The following is a 12,319-nucleotide window of genomic DNA, read 5'->3' on the forward strand; positions in this document are numbered from 1 at the left end:
CACGGGGCCGCGATCGGCCGAACCGATTGCGGGCCCTTGAAGTCGACGAGCTCCCATTTCGACCATATCTCAAAGGAAGGCTATGACGCGCAGACTCAATGGGAAGGTGTGCCTGATCACCGGCACGGGTGGGAGCATGGGGCGGGCCGCTGCACTGCTTTTCGCCAGGGAAGGCGCCATAATCATGGGCTGCGACGCGAACGCACAGAGCGCCGCAGAGACCCAGGAGGCGGTGCGCGCGGCCGGCGGCACGATGATCTCGCGCCACCCCTGCGATCTAACGGACCCGGAACAGTGCCGACAGTTGATCGACTTTACGATCAATCAGTTCGGCCGGATCGACATACTCTACAACAATGCTGCGATGGCCTATTTCAATTGGATCGAGGACATCCAGGACGCGGAATGGCATCGCAATCTTAATGAAGAGGTCAATCTGGTCTTCCTCCTCACCCGCGCAGCCTGGCCCCATCTAAAGGCCAGCCGCGGCGCCATCGTAAACATCGCCTCCGTCGTTGCATGGGCGACCTTTCGCAATCTTGGCGCACTCGCGCACAGCACTGCCAAGGCAGGCATTGTAGCGATGACACGGCACCTGGCCATGGAGGGCCGGGAATACGGCATTCGGGCCAATACGATCTCGCCGGGAATCATCGAAACCAACCAGACGCGCGATCAGCTCAACGATAGCGAATGGGCCGACTACATGCTTGGCCGGACGCTGCTTGGCCGATTTGGCAAGCCCGATGAGGTGGCGAACGCCGCGCTGTTCCTGGCTAGCGAGGAGAGCGCCTATATTACAGGCGTCGACCTCCGCGTCGACGGCGGCATAACGGCATGACCTGCCCGGCAGCAAAAACTGCGGAAAGAGAGCTTTCTGATCTCGTCAAAAATGCCCGGACCTGGCGTCATTTTGAGTGTCCGCATCGTTGGTCAAATAGCGATATGCTCGATGATCAACCCACCTATCCTGCATATGAGCTTCACTTTTCATTCCTCCAATATTGATAGGAGCACCAATGGAAAATATCCGCATTGATCGGCTGGAAAGCCATCGGGAGATCGAGGCGTTGATAGCCAATTATGCCCATGCCTTCGACAATAGAGACATGGACCTTTTCCTATCCATATGGGATGATGACTGCACATTGATTGCCGCCGAGCCATTGCGCACAATCCACGGCGCCACCGCCCTGGCTCATCTGGTAGAGCAGCAATTGTGGCCCACGTGGCAGTGGTCAATGCATATCATCACCAACTGCACCGTAAAATTTGAGGATGGAGACGCCGATAGCGCCCGATCGCTCAGCAACGTCTGTTGCATTGGTCACAACCATCAGGGAATTGGACAAGCGCTCGTCGGCTCCTATCGTGATATATTCGTGCGCCGGTCAGGGATCTGGAAGCTGGCGTCACGAGAAGTCGACATGCGCTGGGGAGGCTCCGCGGAAACCTTGCTCGCCAAGATCGAAGCCAAGTCCGAACAATGACGAGTCTGCACGGCGCGCGGCTATTCGCGCCCCGTGCGGCGCCGCTACGCCGATGGACGGCTGGCACTGAGGGAGTATGCGCCCATCGCCCCGCACCTGCCCGTTGTCGACAGCCCGGAGCCGTGGCGCCTCACCATGATCGGGGTCGGCCTGCCCGGCCTGATCCTCGCCGCGCTGCTGCTGATCATCGGCCGCGAACCGCCGCGCGGCGCCAGCAATGGATCCGGGGACGCAACCGGGCAGGAGACGCTGGACGCGCATCTGCGCCGGCGCGGCAACTTCTATCTGCGCGCGCTTATCGGCCTGGCGGCGATGATGATGAACATGGCCAGCATCGCGATCTGGGCGCCCACCTTCCTGGTCCGCCGCTTCGAACTGGATCAGATCACCTCAGGTTACTGGATCGGCGGCGCGTCGCTGTTCGGTGGGATCATGGGCACGATGCTGCTGCCGTGGATGATCCGCGCACGCATCCGCAACGGGCAAATCGACGCCGTCGTCACCCTGGTGCTCGGCACGATGGCCGGAGCGATGGTCTGCGCGGCGGTCGCCGGCATGGGCATCAGCCTGCCGGTGACGCTGCTCGGCTTCGGCGGCTTCATGTTCCTGGTCGGCGCGACGGGTACAATGCCGACGCTGATGGTGCAGCTCTACGTGCCCGCCCATATGCGCGGGCGTTGCTCTGCGGCGGTGTTCTTCACCATCTATCTGATGAGCTTCGGCCTGGCGCCGGTGCTGGTTCCAATGATCGCCGGGCGGTTGGGCGACGAGAGCGCCGGCATCGGTCATGCCATCGGCATCCTGTCGGTCCTGTCGGGCGTCGTCGCGATCCTGTTGTTCGGATCGACCCGCCGCGCCTTTCGCGCCGCGGAGCGCAGCTTCCTCGCCTGACCGGCCATATGAGATGACCGCTAAAGTATATGCGACATCTGCGAACAACGCGGTTTCACAGCGCCGCGCCACATGGAGAACGCCATAGCTTCCGTCCGAAAATCTGCTCGGCTATGTCAGGGCCGGGTGGTTTGCGGAAAGGCGGCTTAGGATGCTAGACAAGCACATAGCTGACACCGTCACGGCGGTCAGTCACGGCTAGATACTGTCTCCCGCGTCAGGGCGACGAAAGTTAGAGGGCCGATAGCAAGGCCTGAGAATAGTGTGAGAAATGCCCCGAGCATCATTACGAAGGCCGCTCCCGGCTCCGGCTGCGCCATCATAGCAAAATAGCCGCCCGCTCCGAACAAAGCAGCAAATGCAATCGCGCCCATCAGGGTAGCCGAGCCACGGCTTTGCCGCCCGAACTTGTAAATAGCCATTATGAGCAAAAAACAGAAAATCCCACCCGCGAGCGCGCATAACAGGACTGCGATCCAAATCTCTCTCGTCGCGCTCATGGAAACTCCAAGTGTTGCCTCTTCTTCCGTGCTTATTGCGCAGCAGCAACGTCGCCTATAAGCGTCCCGTTAGCTTGGAGCAAACGGCTACAAATGGTCGGTTACGGCACGGCTGGGCTAAATACAGCCTGATGCCAATAAGCATCTGGCGCACAGAACCATTCAGCGTTTGCGGTGGTTTCGAAGGCGGCTAGCTGCCGCATGTCGATTCCATATCGCTGATGGAATGCGAGTAGTTCCCAAAGATCATCGTCGGTTGGAGTTCGGGCAAGCCGAATGAGAAGAACGGTCCCTCTGCCCTCGTAGTCAGATATGACCTCCATCCGGTCAAGCCACCCGAAGAAGGCCGCTTCGTCGTTCTCATGGTAATAGGTGACACCATCTGCGGTGATCGTGGGCGTATCGCTCATTGCGCCATGTTCCACGATCTTGCGCTTCGATCAATGACAGCTTTAAGGGAGTCGCGGCCCCTGCCGTGACGGCAAAAAATGGTCGTTTTCTGCTGAACACCTTCATCTGGTGTGATTGCACGCATTCGTGAATGTTGCCCGTATGACCTTGATGAAAAACAAGGGCCATAACAGCGCGCTTAATCCCCAGATAGCGACGAATGGATACACAAATGCCGGTTCGTTCATCCTGGAGCCGAACCAGACCATTATCAGGCAACATACGCCGAACGTCGCCGCCGTTACGGTAAACCAGATTGTTAGGGCCTTGATCGTCATCATGTCTGGTTCTGAGCAGGCCGCTTTAACCAGTCAATGCCCGTTTTTGGTCGATGGGCGACAGACAGCTATTTCCGTCCACGATCGTGTTGCCTGGCCTAAAGAGGACCGGCGGCTATCGCCTCCAGCCCGCCAGTAAGCCGACATTCCGCAATCGGCCAGTTGCGGACATTCTGCGCGCCGTCTTTGCTCAGAAACCGATAATGAGCATGTCCAAAGCCGCGCCGATGGCATCCCGCTCTGAACCAAGCGATTGCACGATTTCCCCCAGCTCCCCCATCGGTACGCTCGCGGCAAATTGCGTCACCATGACAAAGTGTGCCCCCTCCACCTCAAATATGGGATTCAGTCGGGCCGCCGGCTCGGGGGCGTCACCCAACGGCAGTAATGGAACAACCAAGCGGGTGTTGAGATCGCCAAGCAGGTCTGCTTGACAATCAAGTACAAAAGCGCCGCCATTCTTTTGGCAGTACACATCGAATTTGGCCATCAAAACTGCCGATGTCTGCTCAAAGGCAGCCCATGCTGCTCAACATAGTCGTTTGAGCTCGCCAACGCAGAAGCATTTTCCCGCTGCCACAGTCGTCCCCGCTCCTTGGCAATCTGCTCAATCAATCCCGCCTCGCACGCACGCGAAATGTTGATGCCCAACTCCTTGGCCTCTGCCACTAACGCCATGTCGAGCGACACATTGGTGGGCTTGCGCCCTTTCCCTACGAATTCACGGTCATGCCTGCCCATGGATGCCCCTGTCGATGCGTATAAATATGCGCATGAAACTAAACTTCGTCAACCAACCAGCAGGCAGGAACGCTGCCAAGGCTTGTCAGGTGCCGAACTTGGGGCGGATAACCTCTGCGCCATCCCGCAGCTTGCACAGGTAATCCGACCACCACTGCGCCATGCGGACTCGTTCTTCCCAATGCGCGCCACGATGGTAGGCCGCGCGGACGCTGTCGCGCTCCCGGTGAGCAAGGGAGCGCTCAATGGCATCAGGATGCCAAAGCCCGCTTTCATTGAGCAGCGTGCTGGCAATGGATCGGAATCCGTGCGAGGTCATTTCATCGCTCGTGAAGCCCAGGCGCCGGAGGGCAATATTGAGCGTGTTTTCGCAGATCGGCTTGCGGAAGGTCGAGTTCGCCGGGAACAGATAATCCCCTGCGTTACCCATCGCCCGCAATTGCCGGAGCAGATCGAGAGCCTGGGTCGAGAGCGGAACGGTATGCGGCTTGCGCATCTTCGTGCGTTCGGCAGGTACGCGCCATACGGCCGCCTCGAAGTCGATCTCGCTCCACTGCGTCTTTCTCAGTTCTCCGGGACGCAGATAAACATGCGGGGCCAATTGCAACGCGATCCGTGTTTCGATCCTTCCGCCATAGCCGTCGATGGCGCGCAGCAGTTCGCCGACCTTCGCCGGTTCCAGCAGGGCCGCATGATGCTTCACCTTTGGCGTGATGAGAGCGCCCCGGAGAATATCGGCCGGGTTGTGCTGCGCGCGCAGGGTGGCCACCGCGTAACGAAACACGCGACCCGAGAATGACCTCGCCCGGATCGCGGATTCATAATGCTCCTTCCGCTCGAATCGCTTGAGCGCCTTCAACAATTCATGCGCAGTGATGTCGGCGATCGGCCGATTTCCTATGGTTGGCTCCAGCACATCGCGGAACCAGCGCATCTTCTTGAGCGTGGCCAGCGCCTTGCCTTCCAACTCCATTCGCTCGATGAATTCATCCGCCACGACCCGGAAGGTCATGCGGGCCGCCATCTCGGCCTTGACCTTCTCCTGCTACCGCAGCGCCACAGGATCGACGCCCTCCCCCAAATGCGCACGGGCCTCGTCCCTCTTTTCACGGGCCGCCTTGAGGCTCAGATCAGGATAGCGACCAAGCGCCATTTTCTTCTCGATGCCATGAAAACGGAACTTCACCCGCCAGAGCATGGAACCATTCGGATTGACCAGCAGGTAGAGCCCCTTACCGTCAGCGACTTTGTAGGCTTTTTCCTTGGGTTTTAGCGCTTTTATCTGGATCGCGGTCAGCATTTGGGGGCCTCGACTCTTGAACGTCCGTAAGGCCCCCAATTTAGGGCCCCCAAATCACCTGGATGGAGGTGGACAGGTGGGGCCTCACCGGAAAGCCGATGCCCGATTATACCAGATTTTCCGTGGTTTTTCGAGGCTTTAGCCCCCTCGAAAAGGGCATTCCTGGTGCCGCTTACGTGACTCGAACACGTGACCCCATCATTACGAATGATGTGCTCTACCAACTGAGCTAAAGCGGCGTTGGGGCGGGCAGATAACAGCGCTTTGGCCGCAGGACAAGCGGGCAAATGCGATTCATCCGTCCCATCCGGCGTCAAACCGCATCGGACCATCTTTCGTCCGCGTCTTTACGGCATGTTTACCATCCCATGGCATTGTCGAGTCTCGAATAAGCTTTTGCCTGGGCCAGGGACCGACTGAATGGACATTCTGCGGGGATATGGAATCGCCAGTGAAGCGGACGATTTCGAGTCCGCGGACGACGCGGCGATCGAAACGCCGCCGCTCGTCGGCTCTGAAGAGCGGCGGATGCAGGTGCGCGCCTATAATTATTGGGCGTCGCTGCTGGGAGAGCGCAGCCTGCCCTCCATCGAGGATCTGACCCCCCAGGATCTGGAGGATTTCGGACCCAACAGCGTCCTGCTTGATTTCAGCACCGGGCTGGAAAATCCCGCCATCGTCTATCTCGGCAGCGCGTTGCGGGAAGAGTGCGAGATCGACGGGTCGATCCGTTATATCAATGATGTGCCTGCGCGGTCGCTGTTGTCGCGGCTGACCGACCATTATCTCCAGATCATCGCCAATGCCGCGCCCATCGGGTTCGAGGCGGGCTTCGTCAATCAGCGCGGGGCGGAAATCCTGTATCGCGGCATATTGATGCCCTTTTCATCCGATGACGAGACGATCGATTTCGTCTTCGGCGTCATCAACTGGAAAGAAGCGGTCAGTCAGGCGATCACCGCGGAAATCGACCGGGAGGTGGAGGCCGCCCTGCTCTCCAGTCCTGCCGCGCCGACGGTCGCGCCGATCTGGGCGGATGGCCCGGCGGCTGAGGATTTCGGCACGCTTGACCTGAGCGGCATGGAAAGTCCGGATGAGGATGCGCCGCTGGCCGACTGGCTGGCGCTGGCCCGCGACAGCGCGGAGCAGGCGCGCACCAGCGAAGCGCGCAGCCATGCCGCGCTCTATCGCGCCATCGGCCTTAGCTACGATTTCGCGCTGGTCACCATCGCCCGGCCGGAGGAATATGCCGAACTGCTCGACAATAGCGGGTTGAAGGTTCAGGCCCGCGCCCCGATGACCGCCGTGGTGAAGCTGGTCTTCGGTTCCAGCTACGACAAGACGCGCATCACCGAATATGCGACTGCGCTGGACCATGCCCGCGCCAATGGCATCGGGCTGGGCGCTTTTGGGGATTATCTTGCCAATTATGACGGTGGCCTGAAGGCCCTGGTCCGGGACGAGCGCGCCCAGCGCCGCACCGATGGCCCGGCCAAGCCCGACCGGCAGCAGACCGCCCGCGCCGCGATGAAGGCGGCGGCGGCGATCGATCCCCTTACGGTCGCGACCGATGGCGACGGGCTGGCGGTGGTCATCGCCCGGCGGGAGAAGGACGGTTCGCTCGTTCTGGTGGGCGCGGTGCCGGAAGGGTCGGAGCTGAGCCAGCGGGCCATTGTGGCTGCTGCCAGCTAGAGCCGGTCGGCGTTCAGTACATGAATGATTTGGCGAGGTGCCGGGCATATCATGTTGCGGTGCATCATATTATTTCAATTTAGCGTAATTTTATTTCCAACTCTGGCTTGAGCCTCACGACGCGGTGGCGCATAGTGGGCGGCGCGGATAGAGAGGTCGCGTGGCGGTCTCCGGCGCTTTCTCCGTTCATGGGGAGGCGGGAAAATCCGCAGGCAAGAGGCAGACGCATGACGGCATTGGCTGAATCGAAGCAGGTTGACCACGGCATAAGGGACGCTCTGGAAACGGCGCTGGCGCGGGGCGCGCTGCCCGGCGAGAGCGAGGGCTTCGATCATGACGCGGTGCTGGACGCCGCCGCCTTCATCGCCCGCACCGCCGCCGCCCGCCGCACCGGCCATGTCGCCATCGCCATGGAGACGCTGGGCGAGGGGGCGACCGGGCGCTTCATGCGGATCGCCATCGTCAATGACGACATGCCGTTCCTGGTGGACAGCATCGCCAATGCGCTGGCCGCCGCCGACATCATCATCCACCGCCTGCTGCATCCCGTCCTGTCGGTCGAGCGCGACGGCGACAGCCGTTTGAAGGCGATATTGGACGACGACACGCCCGGCGCCCGCCGGGAATCGATGATCTATATCGAGGCCGACCGCGCCGACGCGAAGGCCCGCCGGGCGCTGGAAAAGACGCTGGAGGAGACGCTGGCCGACGTGCGCGCCGCCGTCGCCGACTGGCCGAAGATGCGCGAGGCGCTGGCGGCCGACGCGGACGCCGTGCCCGATGAGGAAGGCGCGGCCCTGCTGCGCTGGTTCCTGGCGCGCCATTTCACCCAGATCGGCCATGAAGTGCGCCGCCGCGACGGCAAGGCAGGCGCGCGCATCGGCGTGTGCGGCCTGCACGACCAGCCGATGCTGGCCCCCGCCACCATAGAGGCGGCCTTCACATGGTTCGAGGAGGGCAAGCGCACCCCCCTGATCATCAAGTCCAACCGCCTGTCCCGCGTCCATCGCCGGGTGTTGCTGGACCTGATCATCGTGCCGGTGCGGGAGGGGAAGCAGGTCACCGCCCTGTCGATCCATGCGGGCATGTGGACCAGCGCGGGGCTGGCGACCACGCCGGACAAGGTGCCGCTGCTGCGATCCGCCTTGTCGGCGCTGATGGACAAGTTCAATTTCGACCCGCACGGCCATGCGGGCAAGGTGCTGACCCATGCGCTGACCGCCCTGCCCCACGACATATTGATCGGTTTCGAACGGGAGACGCTGGAGCGGCTGGTGCTGACCTTCATGTCGCTGACCGACCGGCCCCGGCCGAAGCTGGTGCTGGGCACCAGCGCGCTGGCCCGCCATCTCTACGCCTTCGCCTGGCTGCCGCGTGAGGAATTGACGACGGCGCGGCGCGTGGCGGTGCAGGACATGCTGTCCCAGGCCTGCAACGGCCCGGTGCTGAGCTGGTCCATCGCGCTGGAGGAAAGCGGCCTTGCGCTGCTGCGCATCACGCTGGACCTGCGCGACGGCGGGGTGGAGCCGGACGAACAGCCGCTGGATCGGCAGTTGAAGCAGATGGTGCGCGGCTGGCTGCCCGCCGTGGAGGAAGCGCTGGCCGAGACGGAGGAGGCGGGCCGCGCCGCCGCCCTCGCCCAACGCTATGCCGCCGGTTTCCCCATGGGCTATCGCAACGGCGCGGGTCCGGCCGAGGCGGCCATCGACATCCGCCTGCTGCACGGCCTGTCCGGCCCCGGCGACAAGTCGATCCGCATCTACCGCAATGGCGAGGACACGCCCGAACGGCTGCGGCTGAAACTGTACAGCCATGACGCCATCGCCCTGTCCGAAGTCGTCCCCGCCTTCGAGAATTTCGGCTTCCGCGTGATCGAGGAGATGATGACGGCGGTCGAGGGCGGCGCGTTGGGCCATGTCCAGCGCTTCGTGCTGGAACTGCCCGCTGGCGACGCCGACGCGGTGATCGCCCGCGCCGACATCGTCACCGAAGCCATCGCGCAAGTGACGGAGGGCGTGGCGGAAAATGACCGGTTCAACGAACTGATCGTGACGGCGGGGCTGGACCAGCGGTCGGTCGTGCTGCTGCGCGCCCTGTTCCGCTATCTGCGCCAGACCGGCATGGCCTATGGCATGGCGACCTTTGCCGAGACGCTGCGCCGCGAGCAGGGCATTGCCCGCCAGCTTATCGAACTGTTCGAGGCGTTGCACGACCCCGCCGCCAAGGATGGCGCGGCCCGCGCCGCCGCCGCGCAGGCCGCCATCGACGCGGGTCTGGAGCAGGTGACGGCGATTGACGAGGACCGCGTGCTGCGCCTGCTGCGCGCCGTCATCACCGCGACGTTGCGCACCAATTTCTACGCGCCCGCCGCGCAGGAAGCATTGGCGTTCAAGCTGGACAGCGCGCAGATACCGGGCTTGCCCGCGCCGCTGCCGTGGCGCGAAATCTGGGTCTATTCCCCCCGCGTCGAGGGCATCCACCTGCGCGCCGGGCCGGTGGCGCGCGGCGGGCTGCGCTGGTCCGACCGGCGCGACGATTTCCGCACGGAAGTCTTGGGGCTGATGAAAGCGCAGCGGGTGAAGAACGCCGTCATCGTGCCCACCGGGGCCAAGGGCGGCTTCTACCCCAAGCAGTTGCCCAGCCCGCAGGTCGACCGCGACGCCTGGTTCGCGGAGGGGACGGAAAGCTATCGCATCTTCATCCGGTCGCTGCTGTCGGTCACGGACAATATCGTCAAGGGCAAGGTGAAGCATCCCGCGCAGGTCGTCATCCATGACGGCGACGACCCCTATTTCGTGGTCGCGGCGGACAAGGGCACGGCGACCTTTTCCGACGTCGCCAACGCCATCGCATTGGAGCGGGACTTCTGGCTGGGCGACGCCTTCGCCAGCGGCGGTTCCAACGGGTATGATCACAAGGCGATGGGCATCACCGCCAAGGGCGCGTGGATCAGCGTGAAGCGCCATTTCGCGGAAATGGGCGTCGACGTGCAGAGCGAACCGGTGCGCGTCGTCGGTTGCGGCGACATGTCGGGCGACGTGTTCGGCAACGGCATGTTGCTGAGCAAGGCGATCAAGCTGGTCGCCGCATTCGACCACCGCCACATCTTCCTGGACCCCGATCCCGATCCGGCCAAGTCGTGGGAGGAACGGAGCCGCCTGTTCGCCCTGCCCCGGTCAAGCTGGGAGGATTATGACAAGAAGCTGATCTCCAAAGGCGGCGGCGTCTTTTCGCGCAGCCTGAAGAGCATAGCGCTGACCCCCGAAGTGCAGGCGATATTGGGCGTGACCGATGCGGAGATGGAGCCGACCGCGCTGATCTCCGCCATCCTGAAAAGCCCCAACGACCTGCTGTGGTTCGGCGGCATCGGCACCTATGTGAAGGCGGCCGCGCAAAGCCATGGCGAAGTGGGCGATCCGGCCAACGACCGGCTGCGCGTCAATGCCGAACAGTTGCGCGTGAAGGTGGTGGGCGAAGGCGCGAATCTGGGCACGACGCAGGCGGCGCGCATCGCCTTTTCCCTGCGCGGCGGGCGGATCAACACCGACTTCATCGACAATAGCGCGGGCGTCGATTGTTCGGACAATGAGGTCAATATCAAGATCGCGCTGAACAAGGAAATGGCGGAAGGCCGCCTGTCCTTCGACGACCGCAATAAATTGCTGGTCGGCATGACCGACGCGGTGGCCGACATCGTGCTGGAGGATAACCGGTTGCAGGCGCTGGGCCTTTCCATCGCGGAGGCGGGCGGCGCGGCGGATCTGGCCAGCTATGTGCGGCTGATCGAGACGTTCGAGGAATCGGGGCGGCTGGACCGTCAGGTGGAGGGGCTGGCCGCCAACGACCAGTTGCTGCGGCGCGGGCAGGACGGGCAGGGGCTGACCCGGCCCGAACTGGCGGTACTGTTGTCGACCGCCAAGCTGGCGTTGCAGGACGCGATCGAGCATGGCGATCTGGCCAGCGACGCCAGCATGGGCGGCGAACTGGCGCAGGCATTCCCGCCCGCGATGCGCAAGAAGGAGGCGGACGCCATCGCCGCCCATGCGCTGGCGAAGGAGATCATCGCCACCAAGGTCGCGAACCGCATCGTCAACCGGCTGGGCCTGATCCACCCGTTCGAACTGGCGGAGGAGGAGGGCTGCTCGCTGGCCGATCTGGCCAGCGCCTTCCTGATCGCGGAGCGGCTGTACGACATTCATCGCCTGTGGGACGATATCGACGCGGCGGAAATGTCGGAGGCCGCCCGGCTCGCCCTGTTCGGCGACATCGCCAGCGGCATGCGGGCGCAGATCGCGGACATATTGCGCAGCCTGTCGCCCGGCACCTTGCCGCAGGCGGGCCATGCCGCGCTGGCGGGCGGCGTGGAAAAGCTGGCGAAGCAGGTGGACGACCTGCTGACCAGCGAAGCGCTGCGCCGGGTCGCGGCGGTGACGGACCGGCTGCTGGCGCTGGGCGCGCCGGAAGGGCTGGCGCGCCGGGCCGCCGGGCTGTTCAAGCTGGACGGGGCGGTCGGCATCGCCGCGCTGGCGGGGCGGCTGTCGGTGGATGAGGTGGCGTTGACGCGGGCCTTTACCCATTTGGGCGAGGCGGTCGGCATCGACTGGGTGCAATCCACCGCCGCCCGCATGGAGCCGTCCGATCCGTGGGAGCGGCTGCTGATTTCCGGCGTGGCGCGGGACATGCAGCAGGTGCGGCTGGACTTCCTGGCGCAGGGGAAGGGCAAGGACATCGCCCATCATGTCGAGGCTTGGTTGAAGGAGAAGGGCGCGCGCATCCAGCAGTTCCGAGCCCTGGTCCATCGCGCCAAGGCGGCGGCGACGCCGAATGTGGCGATGCTGGCGGAGATTGCCGGGCAGGCGCGGGGGTTGTTGGGGCGGTGATTTCTCCCCGCCGTCTTTAAATTCCTCCCTACGCGCAGCGTGGGGAGGGGGACCGGCCGAAGGCTGGTGGAGGGGAAATTCGGAGGTCGTGCCCCAT

Annotated in this window: 10 protein-coding genes, 1 tRNA gene and 1 pseudogene; 6 read left to right on the forward strand and 6 right to left on the reverse strand. The window is 63.1% G+C overall.

Annotation, left to right across the window (positions count from 1 at the left end; translation table 11 throughout):
- Nucleotides 1-82 precede the first annotated feature (82 nt).
- From BV95_RS08860 to BV95_RS08870, 3 genes are all read left to right on the forward strand, one after another.
- Nucleotides 83-841 carry an SDR family NAD(P)-dependent oxidoreductase gene (locus BV95_RS08860; RefSeq protein WP_037450228.1) on the forward strand — a complete coding sequence of 253 codons (759 nt, stop codon included), beginning with the start codon at nucleotides 83-85 and terminating at the stop codon, nucleotides 839-841.
- A 178-nt stretch (nucleotides 842-1,019) separates the two neighbouring features.
- Nucleotides 1,020-1,490, forward strand: a complete 471-nt coding sequence (locus BV95_RS08865; protein ID WP_037450230.1) for a nuclear transport factor 2 family protein — start codon at nucleotides 1,020-1,022, stop codon at nucleotides 1,488-1,490.
- A 33-nt stretch (nucleotides 1,491-1,523) separates the two neighbouring features.
- Nucleotides 1,524-2,381: an MFS transporter gene (locus BV95_RS08870; RefSeq protein WP_037450233.1), complete on the forward strand. Its 858-nt coding sequence runs from the start codon at nucleotides 1,524-1,526 to the stop codon at nucleotides 2,379-2,381.
- A 188-nt stretch (nucleotides 2,382-2,569) separates the two neighbouring features.
- Here BV95_RS08870 and BV95_RS08875 read toward each other — a convergent pair whose 3' ends face one another.
- Nucleotides 2,570-2,881 (reverse strand): hypothetical protein, encoded by a 312-nt coding sequence (locus tag BV95_RS08875; protein ID WP_037450236.1) that lies wholly within the window; start codon nucleotides 2,879-2,881, stop codon nucleotides 2,570-2,572.
- A gap of 101 nt (nucleotides 2,882-2,982) precedes the next feature.
- Nucleotides 2,983-3,291 (reverse strand): hypothetical protein, encoded by a 309-nt coding sequence (locus BV95_RS08880; RefSeq protein ID WP_037450239.1) that lies wholly within the window; start codon nucleotides 3,289-3,291, stop codon nucleotides 2,983-2,985.
- 151 nt (nucleotides 3,292-3,442) lie between these two features.
- Between BV95_RS08880 and BV95_RS08885 the strand changes: the two genes are divergently transcribed.
- On the forward strand, nucleotides 3,443-3,748 hold the full coding sequence (locus BV95_RS08885) for a hypothetical protein (protein WP_214442606.1): 306 nt from the start codon (nucleotides 3,443-3,445) through the stop codon (nucleotides 3,746-3,748).
- Between the two features lie 51 nt (nucleotides 3,749-3,799).
- Here BV95_RS08885 and BV95_RS08890 read toward each other — a convergent pair whose 3' ends face one another.
- From BV95_RS08890 to BV95_RS08905, 4 genes and pseudogenes are all read right to left on the reverse strand, one after another.
- A complete protein-coding gene (locus BV95_RS08890; RefSeq protein WP_037450246.1) occupies nucleotides 3,800-4,099 on the reverse strand; it encodes a CcdB family protein in 300 nt (99 codons plus the stop codon).
- Nucleotides 4,099-4,350, reverse strand: coding sequence for a type II toxin-antitoxin system CcdA family antitoxin (locus tag BV95_RS08895; RefSeq protein ID WP_037450249.1), 252 nt, complete (start codon nucleotides 4,348-4,350; stop codon nucleotides 4,099-4,101). Before BV95_RS08895 ends, BV95_RS08890 begins: the two co-directional genes overlap by 1 nt.
- Nucleotides 4,351-4,435: 85 nt before the next feature.
- Nucleotides 4,436-5,650: pseudogene (locus tag BV95_RS08900) on the reverse strand (tyrosine-type recombinase/integrase).
- Nucleotides 5,651-5,813: 163 nt separating this feature from the next.
- Nucleotides 5,814-5,889 (reverse strand) — tRNA-Thr (locus BV95_RS08905).
- 181 nt (nucleotides 5,890-6,070) lie between these two features.
- Here BV95_RS08905 and BV95_RS08910 point away from each other — a divergent pair.
- Both BV95_RS08910 and BV95_RS08915 read left to right on the forward strand, forming a co-directional pair.
- Nucleotides 6,071-7,342: a PAS domain-containing protein gene (locus BV95_RS08910; protein WP_037450251.1), complete on the forward strand. Its 1,272-nt coding sequence runs from the start codon at nucleotides 6,071-6,073 to the stop codon at nucleotides 7,340-7,342.
- A 227-nt stretch (nucleotides 7,343-7,569) separates the two neighbouring features.
- Entirely contained in the window at nucleotides 7,570-12,222 is a 4,653-nt protein-coding gene (locus BV95_RS08915; RefSeq protein WP_037450254.1) for an NAD-glutamate dehydrogenase, read from the forward strand.
- Nucleotides 12,223-12,319: the final 97 nt, after the last annotated feature.

The organism is Sphingobium chlorophenolicum, from assembly GCF_000722875.1.
GTDB lineage: Bacteria > Pseudomonadota > Alphaproteobacteria > Sphingomonadales > Sphingomonadaceae > Sphingobium > Sphingobium chlorophenolicum.

Coding starts and splice junctions, on each gene's coding strand:
- BV95_RS08865 (WP_037450230.1), top strand. CDS start 1,020: ATGGAAAATATCCGCATTGATCGGCTGGAAAGCCATCGGGAGATCGAG.
- BV95_RS08915 (WP_037450254.1), top strand. CDS start 7,570: ATGACGGCATTGGCTGAATCGAAGCAGGTTGACCACGGCATAAGGGAC.
- BV95_RS08880 (WP_037450239.1), bottom strand. CDS start 3,291: ATGAGCGATACGCCCACGATCACCGCAGATGGTGTCACCTATTACCAT.
- BV95_RS08895 (WP_037450249.1), bottom strand. CDS start 4,350: ATGGGCAGGCATGACCGTGAATTCGTAGGGAAAGGGCGCAAGCCCACC.
- BV95_RS08890 (WP_037450246.1), bottom strand. CDS start 4,099: ATGGCCAAATTCGATGTGTACTGCCAAAAGAATGGCGGCGCTTTTGTA.
- BV95_RS08910 (WP_037450251.1), top strand. CDS start 6,071: ATGGACATTCTGCGGGGATATGGAATCGCCAGTGAAGCGGACGATTTC.
- BV95_RS08875 (WP_037450236.1), bottom strand. CDS start 2,881: ATGAGCGCGACGAGAGAGATTTGGATCGCAGTCCTGTTATGCGCGCTC.
- BV95_RS08885 (WP_214442606.1), top strand. CDS start 3,443: ATGAAAAACAAGGGCCATAACAGCGCGCTTAATCCCCAGATAGCGACG.
- BV95_RS08860 (WP_037450228.1), top strand. CDS start 83: ATGACGCGCAGACTCAATGGGAAGGTGTGCCTGATCACCGGCACGGGT.